Consider the following 23,125-nt stretch of genomic DNA (forward strand, 5'->3'; position numbering starts at 1 on the left):
GGGCCGGGCGGCGGTCCTCGGGTCGCCGATCGCGCATTCGCTGTCGCCGGTGCTGCACCGGGCGGCGTACGCGGCGATGGGCTTGGACGGCTGGTCCTACGAGGCGGTCGAGTGCGGCGAGGGCGGCCTCGGCGCGTTCCTGGACGGGCTCGGATCCGACTGGGCGGGCCTGTCGCTGACGATGCCGCTGAAACGCGTCGCGCTCGGCCTCGTGGACACGGTGTCCGACCTCGCGGTGCAGGTCGGCGGCGCGAACACGATCGTCCTGCGGGGCGGTCGGCGGCACGGCGAGAACACCGACGTGTACGGCATCGAGACGGCGCTGGCCGAGGCCGGCCTGAAGGCGCCGGCGTCGGCGTTGGTGCTGGGCGGCGGCGCGACCGCGGCGTCGGCGCTGGCCGCGCTCGCGGGCCTCGGCACGCGCGAGGCGGTGCTCGCGGTGCGGACACCCGAGCGTGCCGCCGGGACCGCCGCGGTGGGGGAGCGGTTCGGGCTCGCGGTCCGGGTCGTCACGCTCGACCGGGTGGCCGCCCGCCTGCCGGCGGATCTCGTGGTGTCGACGCTTCCCGGGCGGTCCGCCGACGCGTTCGCCGAGCCGGTCGCCGAATCCGGCGCGGCCCTGTTCGACGTGGTGTACGCGCCCTGGCCGACGGTTCTGGCGACGGCGGTGCAGCGGGCCGGCGGCACGGTCGTCGGCGGGTTCGAGATGCTCCTGCACCAGGCCGTCCGCCAGGTGGCGCTGATGACCGGCCGCGAGGACGTGCCGGTGGAGGCGATGCGCGCCGCGGGCGAGGCGGAGCTGGCCCGCCGCGGCTGACGGGTTCAGGGAGGGGCCCGCTGGGTGCGGCGCCGCTTCACCGACTCGTCGATGCTGGTGAGGATGATGGGCAGGATGACGCTCAGCCAGAAGTCCTTCCAGCCCCACAGGTCCGCGGCGACGCCCAGCGCGCTGCCCGCGCACACGAGGCCCAGCAGGAGCGCGGCCCAGTGCCGCTGGACGAACCCGACCGGGTCGACGAGCCGGCGGTGCGGCAGGAGCTCGGTGAGGGGACGTTCCCGGGCGTGGGAGCGCTGCACGACCGTCGCGTCCGGCAGCCAGTGCAGGACGTCGGCGTTCCCGGCGAGCGGGAGGCGGGCGAGCGTGATCAGCGTCTCCATCCGCCACCACAGCGTCCACAGCGACGTGCGGCCGCTGCCGGGGTAGCCGTTCCAGCGCGGGTCGGTGATCTCCCCCCGCACGAGGGTCCGGAAGGCGCGGGCGACGGCGGGGCCGTGCGGGCCGCGAGGGTCCCGCAGCAGGGCGGTGAGCGCGATCGGCAGCCCGTAGTGCCAGAGGGCGAGCCGCCACACCGGATGGGGCCCGTGTTCTGCGGCGGCGCGGCATGAGGCGCCGGGCGGCGAGACGTCGTAGGTCTCGATCCAGGTGTGGTCGTCGTCGGGGTCGAGGTTGCCGAGCAGCCAGTCGTAGGCGTCCAGCAGCCGCTCGGTCCGCAGGTCCGGGCGCGCCTCGGCCAGCGTCACCAGCGCGAAGGCGGTGTGCGTGACGGTGGGGCGGGACGCCTGCGTCGGCCCCCAGGCGGGACGGTGCGCGGTCCGGTCGGCCGTCAGCCACTCCACGCCCCGGTCCACGGCGGGATCGTAGGGATTGAGCTGGCTGAGCGCGCGCAGCGCCAGGCACGTCAGCCAGACCCGGGACGGGCAGCCGTGCAGCGAGCCCCATCCGCCGTCGGGGTTCTGGTTGCGCAGCAGCCACCGGTAGGCGCGCTTGAGGTCGGGGGCGTCGTCGCGCAGGTCGCAGCGGGCGCGGGCGAGGAACCGTGCGATCCAGCCGGTGGCCTCGACCACCGGCATGCCGAGGCTGGTCTTGGTGGCCCAGCCGCCGTCCCGCAGCGCGTCCTCCGAACGCGTCTGCCGCGCGGCGAGGAATGCCAGGCCGTCGTCGAAGTACTCGAACGCGCGGCCGGCCTCGACGAACGCCAGCAGCCCGAGGGCGGTGGCGGTGGTGCCGGGTTCCGGCCGCGCGAGCTCGTGGTACCAGCCTCCGCCGGTGCCGAGCGCGGGCGCGTAGGTGTCGCGCAGGACGTCCAGCGACTCGTTCAGTCTCGCTTCGAGGACCGCCATGTCGATGGCCGGGATCTGGGAACGGGACATGGCGGCGGAGCGGGGTGCCGGGACGGGGAGCGGAGGTGTCTGGTTCACGATGTAGCCTTCTGACTATTTTGTTCCCGCCGAGTCAGGTTTTGTACCTCGTTGGCTCCATGTCTGTATCCGCGCTCGCACAGATCGCGGACGCGCGGCACCGGGCACGCTGGAGGGAGACCGCTCCCGCGTTCCGCGATGCTGGAGGTGGCTTGGCCGAGCCGACCGTCTGGAACGAGCCCGATCACGACTGCGTCCTGTGCCCCCCGCTGCGGTTCCGCTTCAACGGCATTGCCGGTCTGCCCGGCGAGTCGGGCGTCATCGCAGGTGACCGCGACTTCCTCCTGATACCGGACGTGGCCCCTCTTGTGGAGGGACATCTCCTCCTCGTGACGCGCGACCACCACCAGTGCGCCGGGGACTTCGGCCGGGAGATGTGGGAACGCGCCCTGCACTGGCGTGACCGCGTCGCCCGCCTCTACCGCGAGGCGTACAGGACGGGTGAGCTGCTGCTGTTCGAACACGGCCCCGCCACGCCACAGGGCGGCGGCGCGTGCGTCGACCACGCGCACTGGCACCTGCTGCCCGGGACGCCGGGCGTGCGTGCGGTGGTCGAGCGGGAGGGACGTCCCGGAACGCCCGCCGACCACGCCGCCCTGCGGGCCTGCTTCCGCACCGGCCGTTCCTATCTGCTGATAGAGGAGGGCGGCGTCGCGACCGTGCACCCGGGCGACGGCGTGCGGAGCCAGTTCCTGCGCTGGGCCGTGACGGTCACCGGCCAGGGCGAGACCTGGCGCTGGCAGGAGACGTTCGGACTTCCCGGCAGCAGGCGGCGCTTCCTGCGCACCCTCGGGGCGATGCGCGCCGCGACGGCCGCCCTCCCGGACGAAGATCACCCCGCGGACAGCCACCAGTAGAGTTCGCACGCGGCCATCCGGTCGCCGAAGCCCGCGCGCCGCACGCCGGGCGTATAGCCGGTCGGGTACTCCATGAGCAGCCGTCCCCGCTCGTAGGCGAGCACCTGTTCCAGGGACGTCGCACCGAACCGCAACAGCCACAACGGCCGGTTCCGCACGTCGCGATCCAGTACCGGCAGAAGCCCCCTGAGCTCGTTTCCGCCGGCCGGTGCCGGTCGTCCGAGAAGACGCGCCAGCGTGTGCGCCTCGGAGATGACCAGGTCCGCCGCCTCCAGCATCGGCAGCACATCGGACACCGGGAGCCGCGCGTCGATGTCGTGCGGGACGAGGTCGAACGCGACCCGGGTCCCCGCCGCGCGGGCGGTGCGGACCGCCTCGCGCAGCGCCGCCCGCGAGACCGGGGACAGCAGCGCGTACCCGTCGATGGCTAGCACGTTGGCGTGCTCGATGCCGTGCGCCGCGGCGCGCACGTCCTCCGCGGTCAGGCGCCGCGCCGGCGGCTCGTCCTGGACGACCAGGAGCCGGACTCCGGGCCCGTCCCCGCGAGGGCGGTCGCGCAGCATCACCGACACGCCGTTCGGGACGCCGGGCTCGACGCGGAGGTGGTCGTCGGCTCCGATCCGCCGCAGCTCCCGGCGGATCACGTCCGTGTAGTCGTCGTCGCCGATCTTGGCCAGCACGCCGACCCGGCGGAAGTAGCCCGTCGCGCACCGGGCGAGGTTGACCGCGGTCCCGGCGGCCATGGCCCGCGCCGGCGCGTAGGCGAGGCGGTCGGCGTCGAGGTCGGCGAACCGGACGTCCGGCAGGGAGGCGCGCACCTCGATCCCGGCGTCCCCGACGACGAAGAGGGCGAACCGGCGTTCGGCCGCCCCGTCCAGGCCCGGCCACTCGGCGGGCGATCGGGGCGGCGTCATGCCCGGGCTCAGCCGGCCTGGTGGAGGAAGGCCCGCATCACCGGGCGCAGGCTCGGAATGAGGTCGTAGCCGCCGACCTCGTCCAGCGGCACCCAGGCGCACCCGTCGAGATGGTCGCCGGCGTCCTGGTTCTCCAGGGTGGCGTCCAAGGACACGGGCCGGCAGCGGCGCGCCGCCGCGACCACCCGTATCCGCCCGCCCGCGGGGCCGCGGTCGGGCATGAACCACTGCCACAGATGGAACGGCGGCCCCGGCTCGATCTTGAGGCCGACCTCCTCCCAGACCTCGCGCCGGATGTGGTCGTCGAGATCGAGGTCGCCGACCTCCAGCCGCCCGCCGGGCACCTCCCAGCGGCCGGGATGGAACGGGTCGGACGCCGACTTGCGGACCAGCAGCAGCCGTCCGCCGGACGCGATGAACGCCTTCTGCGCGAACTGCAGTCCGATCGGTGACAAGGCCGTGAGGGGGCCGGCCGCGCCGGCCTCGACCGAGGGCATCGCGGGAAACCTCCCTGGTGCCGGCCCCACCGGGCCGTTTCCGCTCCACCGTAACAAGCCGCCGCCCGGAGGCCGAGACGCCAGCCGGGCCAGAACTCCCTCACCCGCGTCCCGGAGGAAGCGCGTCGCCGGGAATGGGCCGGCGTCCGGGTCGGTTGAGGAGGGTGGCGTACCTCACCCGAACGCCCGCGCGGCCACGGTGTCACGCGGGCGGTCCAGTACGGCGCACGCGGTCCCGCCAGGTGGTAGTCTTGGTGGCCGACCGGCCCTGTGCGCGCGACCATGTGGCAGCGCGTGCCGGGCGCGCAAGCGGAGGCCACCTCCCACCTGACCGGCCGAAGGCCGTGGACGCTGCTCACCGCCCATTGGGCGGTTTCGCAGGAGCCCGCGGTGCTCATCTGGGGACGACCCCAGACCCCGAAGCCGGTGGGTCTCGGTCCGGCGAACGGGCGCTCGACGTCCGTCCCGCCGTAGTCCCTGGGCGGCACGGCCGCTCGGGGAGACCGAAGGTGGCCCCGTGCGCGAGTCGTACGGGGCTTTTCTCGTGGAAGCCTCGGGGTACGACCGGTCCAACGAACTTGAGAACGGCCCCAAGGAGGTCCCATCAGCGCCGAACCGCGTATCAACGACCGCATTCGCGTGCCCGAGGTCCGGCTCGTCGGCCCGAACGGCGAACAGGTGGGCATCGTGCCCATCGCCAAGGCCCTTGAACTCGCGCGTGAGTCGGACCTCGACCTCGTCGAGGTGGCGCCCACCGCGCGCCCGCCCGTCGCCAAGCTCATGGACTACGGCAAGTTCAAGTACGAGTCCGCGATGAAGGCGCGTGAGGCGCGGAAGAACCAGGCGCACACGGTCATCAAGGAGATCAAGCTCCGCCCGAAGATCGACCCGCACGACTACGAGACCAAGAAGGGTCACGTGGTGCGGTTCCTGAAGGCCGGGGACAAGGTGAAGGTCACGATCATGTTCCGTGGTCGTGAGCAGTCCCGTCCCGAGCTCGGTTTCCGGCTGCTGCAGCGGCTCGCCGACGACGTCGAGGACCTCGGCTTCGTCGAGTCGCGGCCCAAGCAGGACGGCCGGAACATGATCATGGTGATCGGTCCGCACAAGAAGAAGACGGCCCGCGGGCAGGACGCCGAGAGCACCGCCTGACGGCCGTTGCGGGGCGCCCGAGCGGCGGTCCCCACTCCGCGACCTCGCGGCAGAGCGGGGTCGCGGCGCACGTACATTGAAGCCTGACCTGGCGCGTCCACGGACCCCGTGCGGTGCGCCGATCAGGCGCGCCTCCGCGCGTCCCGCACGGAGGCCGGGAAAGAGGGAGACGACGGCGACCATGCCGAAGACCAAGACCCACAGCGGTGCCAAGAAGCGCTTCAAGCTGACCGGCTCCGGCAAGGTGATGCGCCGCCGCGCCAACAAGAACCACCTGCTCGAGCACAAGCCCACCAAGCGGACGCGCCGCCTGTCCGGCCCGGCCGTCGTGGCCGACGCCGACGCCAAGAACATCAAGAAGCTGCTGCGCAAGTAGCACCCGACCAGCAACATCAGCGACCGGCCGAGGCCCGGAAGGCCCCGGCCCCCACGAAGGAGTTCAGCACGTGGCACGCGTGAAGCGGGCGGTCAACGCCGCCAAGAAGCGTCGGGTCGTCCTGGAGCGGTCGAGCGGCTACCGCGGGCAGCGTTCGCGCCTGTACCGCAAGGCCAAGGAGCAGCAGCTCCACTCGATGACCTACGCCTTCCGGGACCGCAAGGACCGCAAGGGCCAGTTCCGCCGACTGTGGATCCAGCGGATCAACGCCGCGGCCCGCGCCAACGGCATCACCTACAACCGGTTCATCCAGGGCCTGAAGGCCGCCGAGGTGGAGGTCGACCGGCGCATGCTCGCCGAGCTCGCCGTCAACGACGCCCCGGCGTTCGCCGCCCTGGTCAAGGTCGCCAAGGACGCGCTCCCGGCCGAGGGTTCGGAGGCGGCCTGAGCCGGGTGACCGGCATACGGGCGATTACGGCGACATGGCGGGCCGCGAGCTGACCTCTCTCCGATCACCGCGGGTGAAGGCCGCTCGGCGGCTCGCCAAACGCGCCTTCCGGCGCCGCGAGAACCGGTTCCTCGCCGAGGGGCCGCAGGCGGTGCGGGAGGCGCTGGAGATCCCCGGCGGGCTCGCCGAGCTGTTCACCACGGCCGAGGCGGAGACCCGCCACCCCGAGCTGGTGCTCGCCGCCGAGCGCGCCGGCGCGCCGGTGCTGCGCGTCAGCGGCGAGGTCATGGCGGAACTGGCCCAGACCGTCACCCCGCAGGGGCTGCTGGCGGTCTGCGAGTTCGTCGACGTCCCGCTCGGCGAGGCGCTGGAGGCCGGACCCCGGCTGGTGACCGTCCTCGCGCACGTCCGCGACCCGGGCAACGCGGGAACCGTGCTGCGCACCGCCGACGCCGCCGGCTCGGAGACGGTCGTGTTCACCGACGCGTCCGTCGACCCCTACAACGGCAAGTGCGTCCGCGCCTCGGCGGGCAGCCTGTTCCATCTGCCGGTCGTGGTCGGCCCGCGGTTCGACACGCTGATCCCCGAGCTGAAGGGCGCGGGCCTCACCGTCCTCGCCGCCGACGGCGCCGGCGACCGCACCCTCGACGGGGCGATCGACGAGGGGCTGCTCGCGCGCCCCACCGCGTGGGTGTTCGGGAACGAGGCGTGGGGACTGCCCGAGGAGATCCTCCGGCACGTGGACGAGGTGGTGCGCGTGCCCATCTACGGGCGGGCCGAGAGCCTGAACCTGGCGACGGCGGCGGCCGTATGCCTCTATGCGTCGGCCCGTGCCCAGCGCACGTCCTAGCGGGGCGGAGGGGGCCGCACGTGCGGGCGGTCGCGGAGGTTCAATGCATTCCGTGATCGGTTGGCCGCAATCGGTCGCCCCGCGCGCCGTTTTCCGGCGGGTGAGCTGGGAGAATTGTCTGCGCGCGGACGGCAGGCGGGGGGTCGGCCGCCGCGCGCGACTCGTTCGCAGGTAGGAGCGGGATGGGGACCGGCGGTGGATTACGTCGTCCCGCCCCGCGCCTAACGTGTTGATCAGTGCGTTGACCAGGGCGGCGACGATGCCGCGCAAAGTTGGGGGCGAGCGTGATGACCGAGGAGACCAGGCGTGCCGTACGGGCGGGCCGGCGGGCGCCGGAGGTGCGGTGCCGGGCCGGTTCGGTCCGCGCGGCCACCGCTCCGGGCTTCCCCGGCGCGCAGGCCGCGGCGGACGGGCTGCGGATCGAGATCTCCCGGGTGCGCGGCGACACGGCCGTCGTCGCGGTGGCCGGGGAGATCGACCTGCGCACGGCCGGCTCGCTGCGCGACCGGCTCGTGGGACTGCACGAGGCGGGGCCGCGCCGGCTGGTGGCCGACTTCACCGCCGTCCCGTTCTGCGACGCGGCCGGGCTCGGCGCGCTGGTCGCCGCGCACAACCAGATCGCGGCCGGCGGCGGCGAGATCGTCCTCGCCGGGGTCCGGCCCGCGCAGCTGCGGCTCCTGCGCATCACCGGGCTGCACAACCTGTTCGCGATCCACCCGGACGTCGAGGCGGCGCTGTCCGGTCGGGCGCTCTCCGGACAGGACTCGCCGACCACCTCGCGGTGAGCCGCGGACGTCCTGGTGAGGCCGCCCCCCGGAGTGGGCGGCACACCGCCCGGAGGCCACACATGCCTTGCCGCCGGGCGGTTTCCGGGTCCCGCCAGGGGCCCGACTCCGGCTAGAGTCTCTTTTCGACAGGCCGCGTTCTCATCGGTGTTGTGGAGGCCGCTGTGGGCGGAGAGGAACCCCCTCTCGTGGCCGCGCGCGTGCCCGAGGCCGGGTCCGGGCCGGTCCCCGAGGAGGGCACTGCGGACGACCTGCCCGACGGGCTGCTGGTCGCCGGGCGGGACGCCCGCGTGCTGGTGTTCAACGCCGCCGCCGCGCGCATCACCGGGATTCCCGCCGCGTCCGCGCTGGGCCGCGACTTCCGCGACGTCCTGCCGCTGCACGACGCCGAAGGCCGCGACTGGTGGAAGTGCCTGGCCCCCTACGACGGCCTCTCCACCCGCACCCGGCACCCCGAGCGGGTGCTCTTCCTGCCCGGCGGCACCGAGGTGCTGGTGACCGCCGCGTACCGGCGCGGCGGCGACAGGCGGGTGGAACGGTTCACCGTGTGCCTGCGCGACGCCCTGCACCGCACCCGGCAGGAACGCGACCGCGCCGACCTCGTCTCCACCGTCGCGCACGAGCTGCGCTCCCCGCTGACCAGCGTCAAGGGGTTCACCGCGACGCTGCTGGCCAAGTGGCACCGCTTCAACGACGACCAGAAGCGGGTCATGCTGGAGACCGTCAACGCCGACGCCGACCGGGTCACCCGGCTGATCACCGAGCTGCTGGACGTGTCCCGCATCGAGGCCGGCCGGCTGGAGATGCACCGCCAGGTCGTCGACATCCCCGGGGAGGTCCGCAAGGTCATCGCGGGCCGGGTCGCGGCCGGCGAGCCGGAGGACCGGTTCCGGTTCGAGACGCGCGGCGAGCTGCCCGAGATGTGGCTCGACCCCGACAAGATGGATCAGATCCTCGGCAACCTCGTCGAAAACGCGGTGCGGCACGGAGCGGGTACTGTCACCATCGTGGTGGAGCCGGATGCGCACAAGGAGGGAGCCGCCGTGTCGGTGCGCGACGAGGGCGAGGGCATTCCGCCCGAGGCCGTCCAGCGCGTCTTCCGGCAGTTCTGGCGCGGCCCCGGCGGCAACCGCCGCGGCGGCACCGGCCTCGGGCTCTACATCGTCAAGGGCCTGGTCGAGGCGCACGGCGGCGTGATCACCGTGCGGCGGGCGCCCGGCGGCGGCGCCGAGTTCCGATTTACCGTGCCCGCAGGGGCCCCCGACTACGCGAGCTGAATCCGGCGCACGCAGCCGGGTACGCCGCGGGCGGAAACCCCGACAGGGCCAGCGCGTCACGCGCACGCTTTCCGGATCCTCATCGCCCGCGCACTAGACTGCGGGCGTCCCACGCCGACCGGAGTCGATCACACCACCATGTCTGCACCCAACAAGTCCTATGATCCCGTCGAGGTGTCCGCGCTGCAGCCGGAAGAGCTGGAGCGGGCCCGTGACGAGGCGCTCGCGGCCATCGCCGCGGCGTCCGGCCTCGACGACCTGAAGCAGGTCCGCCTGGCGCACGCCGGCGACCGTTCCCCGCTCGCCCTCGCCAACCGCGAGATCGGCGCGCTGCCGCCCGCGGCCCGCGCCGACGCCGGCAAGCGCATCGGCGCCGCCCGCGGCGCGGTGTCCCAGGCGCTCAAGGCGCGCCAGGCCGAGCTGGAGGAGGAGCGCGACCAGCGCGTCCTCGTCGAGGAGACCGTCGACGTCACGCTCCCGTGGGACCGCGCCCCGCGCGGCGCCCGGCACCCGCTGACCACGATGCAGGAGCGGATGGCCGACGTCTTCGTCTCCATGGGCTTCGAGGTCTCCGAGGGCCCCGAGGTCGAGGCGGAGTGGTTCAACTTCGACGCGCTGAACTTCCTGCCCGACCACCCGGCCCGCACGATGCAGGACACCTTCTTCGTGGAGTCGGAGGAGTCCGGGCTGGTGATGCGCACGCACACCTCCCCGATGCAGATCAGGTCGCTGCTGTCGCGGCCGCTGCCGGTGTACGTGGTGGCTCCGGGGCGCACGTTCCGCACCGACGAGCTGGACGCCACGCACAGCCCCGTCTTCCACCAGCTGGAGGGCCTGGCCGTCGACGAGGGCCTGACGATGGCCGACCTGCGCGGCGGCATCGACGCTTTCGTCACCGGCATGTTCGGTGAGGGGCTGAAGACGCGATTCAGGCCGTCGTACTTCCCGTTCACCGAGCCGTCCGCCGAGGTGGACATGCTGTGCTTCGTGTGCCGGGGCGCGTCCGCGGAGCCGGGCGCCGAGCCGTGCCGCACCTGCAGCTCGGAGGGCTGGATCGAGCTGGGCGGCTGCGGCATGGTCAACCCCCGGGTGCTGGTGGCCTGCGGCGTCGACCCGGACCGCTACAGCGGCTGGGCGTTCGGGCTGGGCGTCGAGCGGACGCTGATGTTCCGCCACGGCGTCGAGGACATGTACGACATGGTGGAGGGTGACGTCCGGTTCACCCTCCCGTTCGGGACGGAGATCTGATGCGGGCCCCGCTTTCCTGGGTGCGCGAGTACGCCGAGCTGCCGGCCGGCGTCACGGGGCGTGCGCTGGCCGCCGAGCTGATCGCGGCCGGCCTGGAGGTCGAGACCGTCGAGCAGGCCGGCGCCGACCTCACCGGCCCGCTGGTGGTCGGCGAGGTGCTGGCGATCGAGGAGCTGACCGGCTTCAAGAAGCCGATCCGCTACTGCCAGGTGAACGTCGGCGACGCCAACGGGACCGGCGAGCCGCAGAACATCGTGTGCGGCGCCACCAACTTCGCCGTCGGCGACCACGTCGTGGTGATCCTGCCGGGCGGCGTGCTGCCGGGCGGCTTCGAGATCGGCGCCCGCAAGACCTACGGCCGCATGTCCGAGGGCATGATCTGCTCGGTGACCGAGCTCGGCATCGGCGACGACCACAGCGGCATCCTGGTGCTGCCGCAGGACACCCCTGTCGGCGCGGACGCGATCGAGCTGCTCGGGCTGCGCGACGACGTCCTGGACATCGCCGTCACCCCCGACCGCGGCTACGCCCTGTCGATCCGCGGCATCGCCCGCGAGGCCGCGACCGCCTACGGGGTGCCGTTCAAGGACCCGGCGGACGTGGAACTCCCCGCTGGCGGCGGGCGGGGGCTGGAGGACGGGGGGGAGGCGTATCCGGCGAGCATCGGCGACCCGTCCGCGTGCGACCGGTTCGTGCTCCGCGAGGTGCGCGGCTTCGACCCGGACGCGAAGACGCCGATGTGGATGCAGGTCCGCCTGCACCGCGCCGGGATGCGCCCGGTGTCGCTGGCGGTGGACGTCACCAACTACCTGATGCTGGAGCTGGGCCAGCCCCTGCACGCCTTCGACCGGGGCAAGCTCACCGGCCCGATCGTGGTGCGGCGCGCCGCCCCGGGCGAGAAGCTGGAGACGCTCGACCACGTCAAGCGGACCCTCGACCCCGACGACATCCTCATCACCGACGAGTCGGGGCCGATCTCGATGGCCGGCACGATGGGCGGGCTCGCCACCGAGATCGACGAGCGGTCGGCCGACATGGTCATCGAGGCCGCGCACTTCGACGCCATGGGCACCGCGCGGATGAGCCGCCGGCACCGGCTGCACAGCGAGGCGTCCCACCGGTTCGAACGCGGCGTCGACCGCGAGCTGCCGCTGTACGCCTCGTACCGGGCGGTGCGGATGCTCGCCGAGTTCGGCGGCGCGGAGATCGTGCCCGGTGTCACCCACGCGGAGGCGCCGGTCGAGCCGGCCACGCTGACGATGCCCGCCGGTCATCCCGACAGGGTCGCGGGCGTGACGTACGGGCGGGACGCGGTCGTCCGGCGGCTGGAGCAGGTGGGCTGCACGGTCGCCGGGGACGGCGTGCTGACGGTGACCCCGCCGTCCTGGCGCCCCGACCTCACCGACCCGAACGACCTCGCCGAGGAGGTCATCCGGCTGGAGGGGTACGAGGACATCCCGGCCCGGGCGCCGCGCCCGGCGGCGGGCAAGGGCCTGACCGCGCGGCAGCGGCTGCGCCGCCGGGTCGGCCGCGCCCTCGCCGGCGCCGGGTACGTGGAGGCGCTGGCCTTCCCCTTCATCGCCGAGAAGGACCTGGACGGTCTCCACCTTCCGGCCGGCGACGCGCGGCGGCGGACGCTGCGGCTCGCGAACCCGCTGTCGGAGGAGGAGCCGCTGCTGCGCACCACGCTGCTGCCGGGCCTGCTCAAGGTGCTGGCGCTCAACGTGGGGCGCGGCTTCGGCGACGCCGCCCTGTTCGAGATCGGCGTGGTTTTCCGGCCGCGTCCGGACGCGCCGGAGCGGGCTCCGCGCCTGGCCGTGGACCGGGGCCCGACCGCCGATGAGGTCGCCACCGTGGAGGCGGCGCTGCCGGACCAGCCGCACCGGGTCGCGGTCGTGCTGTCCGGCGACCGCGAGCCGTCGGGCTGGTGGGGCGAGGGCCGCCCGGCGCTGTGGGCGGACGCGATCGAGGCCGCCCGGACGGTGGCCCGGGAGGTCGGCGTCGAGCTGACCGTCAAGGCCGACCAGCACGAGCCGTGGCACCCGGGCCGCTGCGCCGCGCTGTACGCCGGCGACACGCTCGCCGGGCACGCCGGCGAACTGCACCCGCGGGTGATCAAGGCGTACGGGCTGCCGCCGCGGACGTGCGCGATGGAGCTGGAACTGGGCCGCCTCGGCGACCCGGTGCCGGTGCGGGCGCCGCACGTGTCGTCCTACCCGGTCGCCACGCAGGACGTCGCGCTGGTCGTCGACTCCGCGGTGCCCGCCGCCGAGGTCGAGACCGCGTTGCGCGACGGCGCCGGTGACCTGCTGGAGGCGATCCGGCTGTTCGACGTCTACACCGGCGAGCAGGTGGGCGAGGGCCGCAAGTCGCTGGCGTACGCGCTGCGGTTCCGCGCCCCGGACCGCACGCTCACCGCCGAGGAGGCGTCCGAGGCCCGCGACGCCGCGGTGGCGGCGGCGTCCGACCGCACCGGAGCCGTCCTGCGCGGCGCCTGACGAAGCACGGAACGTGCCCGGACCCGGCCGAGGGGCCGGGCACGTTCGTGTTCGACCGCGCCTTAACACTACTTGTGTTGCGATAAGTCCTCGGGTAGCCTTACCCCGTCACATCGTCGCCCGGCTGGGGAGTCCATTGAGGAACTGAGGTCCGACACCGCGCAGCGGCCGTCCACCGGCCCGCGCACGTGACCTCAGTGCGGACTCTGATCCCGCCGGGCTTCTTCATGCCCGCCGGCGCGTCGCGCGATCCGCGGTGTCTCCATGCGTCCCGCATCTCTCTTTCACCATGGAGGCCGCCCCTCATGTCTTTCGCCATCGTGTGCTCGGACCTGTCCTTCGCGTGAGAGGACGGCACCGTCGTCCTGGACGGCCTCGATGCCGCGTTCGGCACCGGCCGTACCGGCCTCATCGGCGTCAACGGCTCCGGCAAGTCCACCCTGCTGAAGATCATCGCCGGCGAGCTGCGGCCCGGGTCGGGGAGCGTCGCCGTCGAGGGCGAGGTCGGCTACCTGCCGCAGAACCTCGTCCTGGACGACGCCGCCACCGTCTCCGATCTGCTCGGCATCACCGCGACACGCACCGCGCTGCACGCCATCGAGCGCGGTGAGGCCGCCGAGGAGAACTTCGCCGCCGTAGGCGACGACTGGGACGTCGAGGAGCGCGCCCGCGCCGAACTCGACCGGCTCGGCCTCGACCACCTCGACCTGGACCGGACCGTCCCGACGCTGTCGGGCGGCGAGGCGGTGATGGTCGGGCTCGCCGCCCGGTTCCTCGCGCGCCCCGACGTCCTGCTGCTGGACGAGCCGACCAACAACCTGGACCTGGACGCCCGGCACCGCCTGTACGACGCGGTCGCGTCCTGGACGGGCGTGCTGGTCGTGGTCAGCCACGACCGGGAACTGCTCGACCGCGTCGGCGAGATCGCCGATCTGCGCGACGGCGCCGTCCGGACGTTCGGCGGCAACCTGGCGGCCTACGAGGAGTTCCTCGCCGTCGAGAAGGAGGCCGCGGAACGCACCGTCAGGGCGGCGGAGACCGATCTGCGCCGCCAGAAACGCGAACTGGAGGAGGCCCACGTCAAGCTGGCCCGCCGCCAGCGGTACGGCAGGAAGATGCAGGAGAACAAGCGCGAGCCCAAGATCGTGATGGGGGCGCGCAAGCGGCAGGCGCAGGAGTCGGCGGGCAAGCACCGCATCATGCACGAGGAACGGCTCGCTGACGCCCGGACGCGGCTCACCGAGGCGGAGGACGCGGTCCGCGAGGACGCCGAGATCCGCATCGAGCTGCCCGCCACCCGTGTCCCGGCCGGGCGCACGGTCGCGACCGTGACCGGGCTCGGCGCGGCCGAACCCGAGGTCGGCACGCTCACCGAGCTGATCGTCCGGGGCCCGGAGCGGATCGCGCTGGTCGGCCCGAACGGCTCCGGCAAGACCACCTTCCTCCGGGCGCTCACGGGCGAGCGCGTCCCGGACGGCATGACCGTCAGGATCGGCGTGAACGGCGTCCGGTACCTGCCGCAGCGGCTCGACGTCCTCGACGGGGCGCTCAGCGTCGCCGAGAACGTCCGTGCGCAGGCGCCGTCGGCGTCGCCGTCGGAGGTCCGCGCCGGGCTGGCGCGGTTCCTGTTCCGCGGCGCGCGGGCCGACCGGCCCGCAGGGACCTTGTCGGGCGGGGAACGGTTCCGCGCCGTGCTGGCGTCGCTGCTGCTCGCCGAGCCCGCCCCGAAGCTGCTGCTCCTGGACGAGCCGACGAACAACCTCGACATGGCCAGTGCCGCGCAGCTCGCGCAGGCCCTGGCCGCCTACCAGGGGGCGTTGGTCGTGGTCAGCCACGACGTGCCGTTCCTGCGCACCCTCGGCGTCACCCGCTGGCTGCGGATGGACCGCACGGCCGGCCTGGCCGAGATCGAGCCGATGGAGTGACCGGACGAACCGTCTGACTACCGGAAAATGCGGTGATCTCCCGAAGCGTCACTGTTACGGTCATCGTCGAAACGAGGGGAGTGGACGGGGTGCCGACCAAGCTGAATCAGATCATCGCGGTGGAGAAGGGCGTCAAGAGCAAGTCCTTCCAGGACCTGACCGCCGCGCACCACGCGGTCCAGAAGGCTCCGCTGCTGTCCGGCATCTCGCGGGCCTACCAGCCGAAGGACGAGGAGGGGGAGCAGCTGCCGGCGGAGTCCACCCGGGTGCAGACCAAGGTGGACGACGTGCTGCGCGAGGTCACGTCCTCGCTGACCCGGCTGTTCGACGTCACCGCCACGAAGGACTGGGCCAACTGCGTCGCCCGCGCCGACGTGACGGTGGACGGCACGACGCTCCTGCGCGACGTGCCCGTCTCCTACCTGCTGTTCCTGGAGAAGCAGCTGAAGGACCTGCACACCTTCGTCAAGAAGCTGCCGGTGCTGGACGCGGCCGAGACGTGGACCTTCGACCCGTCCACCGACGTGTGGCGGACCGAGGCCGTCCGCACCGTGAAGACGAAGAAGGTCCCGCGCAACCACGTCAAGGCCGAGGCGACCGAGAAGCACCCGGCCCAGGTCGAGGTGTACTACGAGGACGTCGCCGTCGGGCACTGGACGACGGTGAAGTTCTCCGGCGCCCTCCCGGCCAGGCGCGTCAACGAGCTGCTCGGCCGCGTCGAGAGGCTGCAGGACGCGGTCAAGTTCGCGCGCGAGGAGGCCAACGGGATCGAGGTGACCGACCAGCGGGTCGGCGAGGCGGTCTTCGGCTACCTCTTCGGCTGACCGGCCGGCGCCGCCCGCGCCGGAACAAGTGACAAGTCAATAGGATCCCCCCGCCATGGCGCGGGGGGTGCGCGAGGAGCGCAAGCTGAAGCTGAAGCCGAAGCTGACGAGGGTGGGTGACAGTGCGGGTTCGAATCCCGCCCCCGGCACCCGTGCCGGGGTAGCCCAACCGGTAGAGGCGGCCTGCCCGCTCAATCTCAGACTCTCGCTCCAGACTCAGCATTCACCGCCGATCGCCGGATCGCCCGGACGTGGACGATCACCCTTGAGATGCCGGTTCGAGTCCGGCTCGCTCCGCTCGTGGGGCGATGGCGTAACGGCAACGCACAAGGGATTCAGACTGATCCGCGTCCATCCATGTGCCGGCGTGCGAATTGGGCGGTAACCACAGGGGCCCGGGGGATGGCAAAACCCTCGGGCCCCGCCCGCTCCTGCGCTCGGGTCAGGTCAGCACCCGCTTGGTGAACGTGCGGGTCGCGGCCCATGTCAGCAGGATCGTCCCGCCCACGATGGCCAGCAGGAACGCCCACACCGGCATGTGCGGGATCTCCGGGGTGAGCGCGCTCCGCAGCCCCTCGCTGACGTACACCAGCGGGTTGAACAGGCTGAGGATCTGCAGCCAGCGGATGTTGTCCAGCGCCGACCACGGGTAGTACACGCAGCCGAGCATGGTCATCGGCAGCAGGACCATCGCGAACAGCACCTGGACCTTCTGCGGGTTCATCAGCGTGCCGAGCAGCAGCCCGCCGGACGCCGACAGCAGCGCGCCGACCACCATCACCACGATCAGGACGGGCCAGTTGTCCACGTGCACCTCGGGCGACTCGCCGTCGGCGTGGATGAACAGCACCGCCGGGAACACCAGCAGCCCGCCGATCAGGCCCTGCGTCGCCGCCGCGATGATCTTCTGGGCGGCCAGCAGCGGCACGGGCACCGGCGCCAGCGCCCGGTCGGTGATCGACTTCTGCCAGGTCAGCTCCATCATCAGCGGGAAGATCACCGCCATCATCGCCTGCATGATGATGGACGAGCCGACGAGGCCGGGCAGCAGGATGGTGGAGAACGTGGGCCCGCCCGGCCCGCCCGCCATCGCGCCGCCGCCGAGCTTCGGCAGCACGTAGGCGAACACGAAGACGAACATCACCGGCTGCACCAGCACCCGGATGAACGTCGACAGGAAGTTCTTGCGCATGACCCGCGCCTCGCGCGCCATCATGGCGGCGAACGTGCGGGGGATCGTGGCCCGCGCCGGCGGCGGCGGCGCCAGGACGGCGGGGGCGGCGGACGCGGTCATTCGCGGTAGTCCCTTCCGGTGAGGGTGAGGAAGACGGTCTCCAGGCTGGGACGGAGCTGGGTCGCGTCGGTGACGCCCACCCCGGCGGCCGAGCCGATCGTGACGAGCTCGCCGAGGATGCCGTCGGGCTCGGCGGCGAAGACGCGGACCTGGCCGTCGTTGACCTCGACCTTGCTGATGCCGCTCCGGTCGCCGAGCTTCTTGATCTCCTGCGGGGCGGGGGCGTCGTAGGTCACCGTGATGACGGTGTCGGCGCCGGCGTTGGACTTGAGCTGGTCCACCGTGCCGCTGGCGAGGATCTTGCCGTGGTCGACGACCGCGACCCGGTCGCAGAGCGCCTCGGCCTCCTCCATGTAGTGGGTGGTGAGGAGGATGGTCTGCCCGGCCGCCTGCAGGCCGCGCAGCACCTCCCACAGGTTGGTGCGGGTCTGCGGGTCGAGCCCGGCGGTCGGCTCGTCCAGGAAGAGGACCTCCGGGCCGTGCATGAGGGCCCGGCAGATCATGACGCGCTTGGCCTGGCCGCCGGAGATCTCGAACGGGTTGCCGCCGCGCTGCTCGGTGAGCCCGAACAGCTCCAGCAGCTCGGTGGCGCGCCTGCGGGCGTCCCGGGCGGCCAGCCCGAAGTACCGGCCGCGGAACTCCAGGTTCTCGGCGACGGTCAGGTCGCTGTCGAGCGTGTTGTTCTGCGACACGACGCCGATGCGGCGCTTGATCTCGACGGCGTCCTTCACGACGTCCAGGCCGGACACGTGCGCGCTGCCGCCGGTCGGGACGACCAGCGTGGTGAGCATGCCGATGGTCGTCGACTTGCCCGCGCCGTTCGGGCCGAGCAGCCCGAAGAACTCGCCGCGCGGGACGTCCAGGTCGATGCCCTGCACGGCGGGCACCGCGGGACGCGGACCGGACGCGGGATAGGTCTTCTTCAGGCCGACCGTGCGAACGGCGGCCTCCGGAGGCTCTGTCACTCGCCGTCCCCCTTCGCTTCCTCGTCGTGGGAGTAGTTCTCGAACTTCTTGATCAGGTTGAGCAGGAACCTGCGGACGGCGGCCTCGTCGCCCTCGTCGACCACGTCGTAGAGGCGCGCGAGGTCCTGGCCGATGGGCTGGGACTTCTCGGCGAGCAGCCGCCGGCCGGAGTCGGTGATGCGCAGCATCACGCCGCGCCGGTCCCGGTAGGAGCGTTCGCGCCGCACATGCCCGTTGCGTTCCAGCGTGTCGACCACCGAGGTGACCGTGGCGGGGGTGACGAGCAGCCGCTTGGCGACCTCGCCGGGGCGCAGCCCGTCCTCGGTGATGAGCAGGCGCAGCAGGAAGAACCCCGCGGGGCTGATGCCGTGCTTCTCGATGATCCGCCACACGATGGGGCCGGACAGCCGGGAGGCGGCGGCGAAGAGCCGCCCGACCGGCCACTCCTCCATGGGACCGAGCGCCTTCAGGTCCCCGAGGCCGAGGTTCTCCATGCGGGTGATGTTAGGCGGCTGATGTTTAGATGGCAAATCTTTAGACCTCTAACTAATTCGCGGGCCATGTGGCCCTCGTCTCAGCAGGGCGAAAACACACCCTCGACGTTGAATAGACATCCAGCCTCATGCATACTCTTGCTGGTTGCTTCGGAAGGGCAGAGTGGACATGGGAATCCGGACGGCGGTCGCCGGCGCCAGCGGTTACGCGGGCGGCGAGGTGCTGCGCATCCTGGCGGGACATCCAGAGTTCGAGATCGGCGCGCTGACGGCCGGCTCCAACGCGGGCACCGAACTGGGCGCGCACCAGCCCCACCTGCGATCCCTGGCCGGCCGCGTCCTGGACGAGACCACCCCGGACACGCTCTCCGGCCACGACGCGGTGTTCCTGGCGCTGCCACACGGCCGGTCCGGGCCGATCGCCGAGAAGCTCGGCGAGGACGTCCTGGTCGTCGACTGCGGCGCCGACCACCGGCTGGCCGACGCCGCCGACTGGGAGAGGTTCTACGGAACGCCCCACGCGGGCACCTGGCCCTACGGCCTGCCGGAACTGCCCGGGCAGCGCGAGGCGCTGCGCGGCGCCGGACGCGTCGCCGTCCCCGGCTGCTACCCGACGGCCGTCTCCCTCGCGCTGTTCCCCGCGTTCGCCGCCGGTCTCGCCGAGCCCGACGTCGTGGTGGTCGCCGCGTCCGGCGCCTCGGGCGCGGGACGGGCCCTCAAGCCGCACCTGCTGGGCAGCGAGGTCATGGGCTCCGTCTCGGCCTACGCCGTCGGCGGCACGCATAGGCATACGCCCGAGATGGTGCAGAACCTGAGCGCGGTCGCGGGGGAGCCGGTCACGGTCTCCTTCACCCCGACGCTCGCGCCGATGAGCCGCGGCATCCTCGCCACCTGCACGGCCAGAGCGCGCCCCGGCGTCACCGCCGCGACACTGCGCGCCGCCTACGCGGACGCGTACGCGGACGAACCGTTCCTGGGGCTGCTGCCGGAGGGGCAGTGGCCCGCCACGTCCATGACGCTCGGCGCCAACACCGTCCTCGTCCAGGCCGCCCTGGACGAGGCGGCCGGCCGCATCGTCGTGGTCGCCGCCGTCGACAACCTCACCAAGGGCACCGCGGGCGGCGCGGTGCAGAGCGCCAACCTCGCCCTCGGCCTCCCGGAAGAACTCGGGCTGACCACGATCGGAGTGTCCCCTTGAGCGTCACCGCCCCCCGGGGTTTCCGCGCCGCCGGCGTCGCCGCCGGGCTGAAGGACAGCGGCAACCGCGACCTGGCCCTCGTCGTCAACGACGGGCCGTCGCGGGCGGCCGCCGGCGTGTTCACCCGCAACCGCGTGAAGGCCGCCCCCGTCCTGTGGTCGGAGCAGGTCCTCAAGGGCGGCCGCGTCCGCGCGGTCGTGCTGAACGCGGGCGGCGCCAACGCCTGCACCGGAAGCGCGGGCTTCCAGGACACGCACGCGACCGCGGAGCGGGCCGCCGGGATCCTGGACGACTCGGCCGGCGAGATCGCCGTCTGCTCCACCGGGCTGATCGGCGAGCGGCTCCCGATGGACCTGCTGCTCCCCGGCGTCGAGAAGGCCGCGGCGGAGCTGTCGCGCGGGGACGGCGGGCTCGCCGCCGCCGACGCGATCCGCACCACCGACACCGTCGCGAAGATCTCCTTCCGGCAGGGCGCGGGCGGCTACATGATCGGCGCGATGGCGAAGGGCGCGGGCATGCTCGCCCCGTCCCTGGCGACCATGCTGTGCGTCATCACCACCGACGCGGCGCTGTCCGCGGAGACGCTGGACCGGGCGCTGCGCGCGGCCACCGGCGTCACCCTCGACCGGCTCGACTCCGACGGCTGCATGTCCACCAACGACACCGTCCTGCTGCTCGCCTCGGGCGCCACCGAGGTCGTCCCGGACGAGGACGAGTTCACCGCGCTGCTCACCGAGGTGTGCGGCGACCTCACCCGGCAGCTGCTCGTGGACGCCGAGGGCGCGTCCAAGGCCATCGCGATCGAGGTCGTCGGCGCCGCCTCCGAGGACGACGCCGTCACCGTCGGGCGCTCCATCGCCCGCAACAACCTGCTGAAGTGCGCGATCCACGGTGAGGACCCGAACTGGGGCCGGGTGCTGTCGGCCGTGGGCACCACCGACGCGGTGTTCGAGCCCGGCCAGGTGAACGTCGCGATCAACGGCGTGTGGGTGTGCCGGAACGGCTCGTTCGGCGACGACCGCGACAAGGTCGATCTGCGTCCCCGCGACGTCACCATCACCGTCGACCTGTCCGCCGGCCCGCACAGCGCGACCGTCTGGACGACCGACCTCACCGCCGACTACGTCCACGAGAACTCGGCGTATTCGACATGAGCGGCATCACCTCCGGTGCGGAGATGCGCAAGAACCGGATGAGCGTCATGTCGAAGGCCGAGACGCTGATCAAGGCGCTGCCGTGGCTGGAGCGGTTCCACGGCCGGACCGTTGTGATCAAGTACGGCGGCCACGCGATGACGGACGAGGAACTGCGGCACTCGTTCGCCGAGGACATCGTGTTCCTGCGCTACGCCGGGCTGAAGCCGGTGATCGTGCACGGCGGCGGCCCGCAGATCAACGCCGCGCTCGCCCGCAACGGCATCGACTCGACGTTCACCGCCGGGCTGCGCGTCACCACCCCGGAGGCCATGGAGGTCGTCCGGATGGTGCTGACCGGCCAGGTGCAGCGGGACGTCGTCGGGCTGATCAACCGGCACGGCCCGTTCGCGCTCGGCATGTCCGGCGAGGACGCGAACCTGTTCACCGCCGAGCGCAAGCACGCGGTCGTGGACGGCGAGGCCGTCGACATCGGCCAGGTCGGCGAGATCGTCGAGGTGCAGGTCGGCGCCGTCCGGGCGCTGCTGGACGACGGCCGCGTCCCGGTGATCTCCAGCATCGCGCGCGGCGACGACGGCGAGGTCTACAACGTCAACGCCGACACGGTCGCCGCGGCGCTGGCCGTCGCGCTGGACGCGGCGAAGCTGGTCGTCCTCACCGACGTCGAGGGCCTCTACGCGGACTGGCCCGACAGCGACGACGTGATCGACCGGCTCACCACCGACGAGCTGGCCGGCCTGCTGCCGGAGCTGTCGGCCGGGATGGTGCCGAAGATGGAGGCGTGCCTGGCGGCGGTGCGCGGTGGAGTCCCGCAGGCCCACGTGCTGGACGGGCGCGTCCCGCACTCGCTGCTGCTGGAGATCTTCACCGACGAAGGGATCGGAACGATGGTGCTGCCCAGCCTCCCGGGCGCCCTCGTGGTCGAGCAGGACGTGGTCGAGCAGGACGCGGCCGAGCAGGATGCGGCGGGGGTGACGGCATGAGCGACCTCAGGGCGCGGTTCGAGGCCGCGTTCATGCCGAACTACGGCGTCCCGCCGGTCGCGCTCGCGCGCGGCGAGGGCTGCCGGGTGTGGGACGCCGGCGGCCGCGAGTACCTCGACCTGATCGCCGGGATCGCGGTCAGCTCGCTCGGGCACGGCCACCCGGCGCTCGTGGAGGCGGTGTCGTCGCAGGTCGCGACGCTGGCGCACACGTCCAACCTGTTCCTGCACGAGCCGGAGGTGCTGCTCGCCGAGCGGCTGCTGGAGCTGCTCGGCGGGGACGGCAGGGTGTTCCTCGCCAACAGCGGCACCGAGGCCAACGAGTGCGCGCTGAAGCTCGCCATCAAGTACGGGAAGCAGAACGGGCGGTCGTACTTCGTGGCCGCGGAGAACGGCTTCCACGGCCGGACCCTGGGCGCGCTGTCCCTGACGGGCAAGGCGGCGATCCGGGAGCCGTTCGGGCCGTTCGCGATCGATGTCCGGTTCGTCCCGTACGGGGACGCGGAGGCGCTGAAGGCCGCCGTGGACGAGGACTGCGCCGCGGTCTTCCTGGAACCCACGCAGGGCGAGGCCGGGGTCGTCCCGCCGCCGGACGGGTACTTCGCCGCCGTCCGCCGGATCTGCGACGCGGCGGGGGCGCTGTTCGTCGCCGACGAGATCCAGTCCGCGATCGGCCGCACCGGCACTTGGTTCGCGTTCGAGCACGAGAACGCGAAGCCCGACGTGCTCACCCTCGCCAAGGGACTGGGCGGAGGGCTCCCGATCGGGGCGTGCGTCGCGTTCAGCCCGCACGGCGGCCTGTTCGCCAAGGGCGACCACGGCAGCACGTTCGGCGGCAATCCGGTGGGCGCGGCCGCGGCCCTCGCCGTCCTCACCACGATCGAGAAGGACGGGCTGCTCGCCAACGCCGCCTCCGTGGGGGAGACCCTCGCGGCCGGGCTCGGCGCCGTCGGGCATCCGCTGCTCGCAGGCGTGCGCGGCCGCGGCCTGTGGCGGGCGGCGGTCCTCACCGGGCCGCACGCCCCCGCCGTGGAGGCCGCCGCCCGCGACGCCGGCTTCCTGATCAACGCGCTCCAGCCGGACGCGCTGCGGATCGCGCCCCCGCTGGTCCTCACCGCCGAGCAGGCGGGCTCGTTCACCGACGCGTTTCCCGCTATTCTCGACGCCGCCTCACCCGAGTAGGAGAAC

The 23,125-nt window shown here is 72.8% G+C and carries 22 protein-coding genes; 16 read left to right on the forward strand and 6 right to left on the reverse strand.

What is annotated here, in order from left to right:
• The first annotated feature begins 49 nt into the window (after positions 1 to 49).
• Positions 50 to 817, forward strand: a complete 768-nt coding sequence (locus tag ACQPZP_RS19300; RefSeq protein WP_433478992.1) for a shikimate dehydrogenase — start codon at positions 50 to 52, stop codon at positions 815 to 817.
• Between the two features lie 5 nt (positions 818 to 822).
• Here the strand turns inward: ACQPZP_RS19300 and ACQPZP_RS19305 are convergent, their stop codons facing one another.
• Entirely contained in the window at positions 823 to 2,199 is a 1,377-nt protein-coding gene (locus ACQPZP_RS19305; RefSeq protein WP_433478993.1) for a prenyltransferase/squalene oxidase repeat-containing protein, read from the reverse strand.
• A 152-nt stretch (positions 2,200 to 2,351) separates the two neighbouring features.
• Between ACQPZP_RS19305 and ACQPZP_RS19310 the strand changes: the two genes are divergently transcribed.
• The gene (locus ACQPZP_RS19310; protein ID WP_433478994.1) at positions 2,352 to 3,056 is read left to right on the forward strand and encodes an HIT family protein; all 705 of its coding nucleotides are present in this window, start codon (positions 2,352 to 2,354) and stop codon (positions 3,054 to 3,056) included.
• Here ACQPZP_RS19310 and ACQPZP_RS19315 read toward each other — a convergent pair.
• Together ACQPZP_RS19315 and ACQPZP_RS19320 are read right to left on the reverse strand one after the other, a co-directional pair.
• Complete coding sequence (locus tag ACQPZP_RS19315; RefSeq protein WP_433478995.1) at positions 3,032 to 3,970, reverse strand: carbohydrate kinase family protein; 939 nt, start codon at positions 3,968 to 3,970, stop codon at positions 3,032 to 3,034. The genes ACQPZP_RS19310 and ACQPZP_RS19315 overlap by 25 nt on opposite strands.
• Positions 3,971 to 3,978: 8 nt before the next feature.
• Positions 3,979 to 4,467, reverse strand: coding sequence for an NUDIX domain-containing protein (locus tag ACQPZP_RS19320; protein ID WP_433478996.1), 489 nt, complete (start codon positions 4,465 to 4,467; stop codon positions 3,979 to 3,981).
• 621 nt (positions 4,468 to 5,088) lie between these two features.
• Between ACQPZP_RS19320 and infC the strand changes: the two genes are divergently transcribed.
• The 10 genes from infC (at position 5,089) to ACQPZP_RS19370 (ending at position 15,850) form a co-directional block, all read left to right on the forward strand.
• Entirely contained in the window at positions 5,089 to 5,619 is a 531-nt protein-coding gene (gene infC / locus ACQPZP_RS19325) for a translation initiation factor IF-3 (protein ID WP_433470008.1), read from the forward strand.
• A 181-nt stretch (positions 5,620 to 5,800) separates the two neighbouring features.
• Positions 5,801 to 5,995: a 50S ribosomal protein L35 gene (gene rpmI / locus ACQPZP_RS19330; RefSeq protein WP_067468638.1), complete on the forward strand. Its 195-nt coding sequence runs from the start codon at positions 5,801 to 5,803 to the stop codon at positions 5,993 to 5,995.
• 70 nt (positions 5,996 to 6,065) lie between these two features.
• Complete coding sequence (gene rplT, locus ACQPZP_RS19335; protein WP_021597478.1) at positions 6,066 to 6,443, forward strand: 50S ribosomal protein L20; 378 nt, start codon at positions 6,066 to 6,068, stop codon at positions 6,441 to 6,443.
• 34 nt (positions 6,444 to 6,477) lie between these two features.
• A complete protein-coding gene (locus ACQPZP_RS19340) occupies positions 6,478 to 7,293 on the forward strand; it encodes a TrmH family RNA methyltransferase (RefSeq protein ID WP_433478997.1) in 816 nt (271 codons plus the stop codon).
• A 287-nt stretch (positions 7,294 to 7,580) separates the two neighbouring features.
• Complete coding sequence (locus ACQPZP_RS19345; RefSeq protein ID WP_433469206.1) at positions 7,581 to 8,078, forward strand: STAS domain-containing protein; 498 nt, start codon at positions 7,581 to 7,583, stop codon at positions 8,076 to 8,078.
• 188 nt (positions 8,079 to 8,266) lie between these two features.
• Positions 8,267 to 9,355, forward strand: a complete 1,089-nt coding sequence (locus ACQPZP_RS19350; protein WP_433478998.1) for an ATP-binding protein — start codon at positions 8,267 to 8,269, stop codon at positions 9,353 to 9,355.
• 138 nt (positions 9,356 to 9,493) lie between these two features.
• On the forward strand, positions 9,494 to 10,603 hold the full coding sequence (gene pheS / locus ACQPZP_RS19355) for a phenylalanine--tRNA ligase subunit alpha (protein ID WP_433478999.1): 1,110 nt from the start codon (positions 9,494 to 9,496) through the stop codon (positions 10,601 to 10,603).
• On the forward strand, positions 10,603 to 13,101 hold the full coding sequence (pheT, locus tag ACQPZP_RS19360; protein ID WP_433479000.1) for a phenylalanine--tRNA ligase subunit beta: 2,499 nt from the start codon (positions 10,603 to 10,605) through the stop codon (positions 13,099 to 13,101). The genes pheS and pheT overlap by 1 nt, the downstream gene beginning before the upstream one ends.
• Before the next feature lie 365 nt (positions 13,102 to 13,466).
• The gene (locus ACQPZP_RS19365) at positions 13,467 to 15,026 is read left to right on the forward strand and encodes an ABC-F family ATP-binding cassette domain-containing protein (RefSeq protein ID WP_433479638.1); all 1,560 of its coding nucleotides are present in this window, start codon (positions 13,467 to 13,469) and stop codon (positions 15,024 to 15,026) included.
• A gap of 89 nt (positions 15,027 to 15,115) precedes the next feature.
• Positions 15,116 to 15,850 carry a hypothetical protein gene (locus tag ACQPZP_RS19370; protein ID WP_433469211.1) on the forward strand — a complete coding sequence of 245 codons (735 nt, stop codon included), beginning with the start codon at positions 15,116 to 15,118 and terminating at the stop codon, positions 15,848 to 15,850.
• A gap of 442 nt (positions 15,851 to 16,292) precedes the next feature.
• Here the strand turns inward: ACQPZP_RS19370 and ACQPZP_RS19375 are convergent, their stop codons facing one another.
• Genes ACQPZP_RS19375 through ACQPZP_RS19385 form a run of 3 tightly spaced genes read right to left on the reverse strand, consistent with a single transcriptional unit; the run spans position 16,293 to position 18,603 of the window.
• Positions 16,293 to 17,144 (reverse strand): ABC transporter permease, encoded by an 852-nt coding sequence (locus ACQPZP_RS19375; RefSeq protein ID WP_433479001.1) that lies wholly within the window; start codon positions 17,142 to 17,144, stop codon positions 16,293 to 16,295.
• Positions 17,141 to 18,109, reverse strand: coding sequence for an ATP-binding cassette domain-containing protein (locus tag ACQPZP_RS19380; RefSeq protein ID WP_433479002.1), 969 nt, complete (start codon positions 18,107 to 18,109; stop codon positions 17,141 to 17,143). Before ACQPZP_RS19380 ends, ACQPZP_RS19375 begins: the two co-directional genes overlap by 4 nt.
• The gene (locus ACQPZP_RS19385; RefSeq protein ID WP_433479003.1) at positions 18,106 to 18,603 is read right to left on the reverse strand and encodes a MarR family winged helix-turn-helix transcriptional regulator; all 498 of its coding nucleotides are present in this window, start codon (positions 18,601 to 18,603) and stop codon (positions 18,106 to 18,108) included. The genes ACQPZP_RS19380 and ACQPZP_RS19385 overlap by 4 nt, the downstream gene beginning before the upstream one ends.
• Before the next feature lie 169 nt (positions 18,604 to 18,772).
• Here ACQPZP_RS19385 and argC point away from each other — a divergent pair, with 169 nt between their 5' ends.
• The 4 genes from argC to ACQPZP_RS19405 are packed head-to-tail and all read left to right on the forward strand — an operon-like array spanning position 18,773 to position 23,119.
• Positions 18,773 to 19,801, forward strand: coding sequence for an N-acetyl-gamma-glutamyl-phosphate reductase (gene argC / locus ACQPZP_RS19390; protein WP_433479004.1), 1,029 nt, complete (start codon positions 18,773 to 18,775; stop codon positions 19,799 to 19,801).
• Positions 19,798 to 20,955, forward strand: a complete 1,158-nt coding sequence (gene argJ / locus ACQPZP_RS19395) for a bifunctional glutamate N-acetyltransferase/amino-acid acetyltransferase ArgJ (RefSeq protein ID WP_433469215.1) — start codon at positions 19,798 to 19,800, stop codon at positions 20,953 to 20,955. Before argC ends, argJ begins: the two co-directional genes overlap by 4 nt.
• Before the next feature lie 23 nt (positions 20,956 to 20,978).
• A complete protein-coding gene (gene argB, locus ACQPZP_RS19400; protein WP_433479639.1) occupies positions 20,979 to 21,938 on the forward strand; it encodes an acetylglutamate kinase in 960 nt (319 codons plus the stop codon).
• Positions 21,935 to 23,119, forward strand: a complete 1,185-nt coding sequence (locus ACQPZP_RS19405) for an acetylornithine transaminase (RefSeq protein ID WP_433479005.1) — start codon at positions 21,935 to 21,937, stop codon at positions 23,117 to 23,119. Before argB ends, ACQPZP_RS19405 begins: the two co-directional genes overlap by 4 nt.
• Positions 23,120 to 23,125 lie beyond the last annotated feature (6 nt).

It is taken from the genome of Spirillospora sp. CA-142024 (assembly GCF_050942325.1).
Classification (GTDB): domain Bacteria; phylum Actinomycetota; class Actinomycetes; order Streptosporangiales; family Streptosporangiaceae; genus Spirillospora.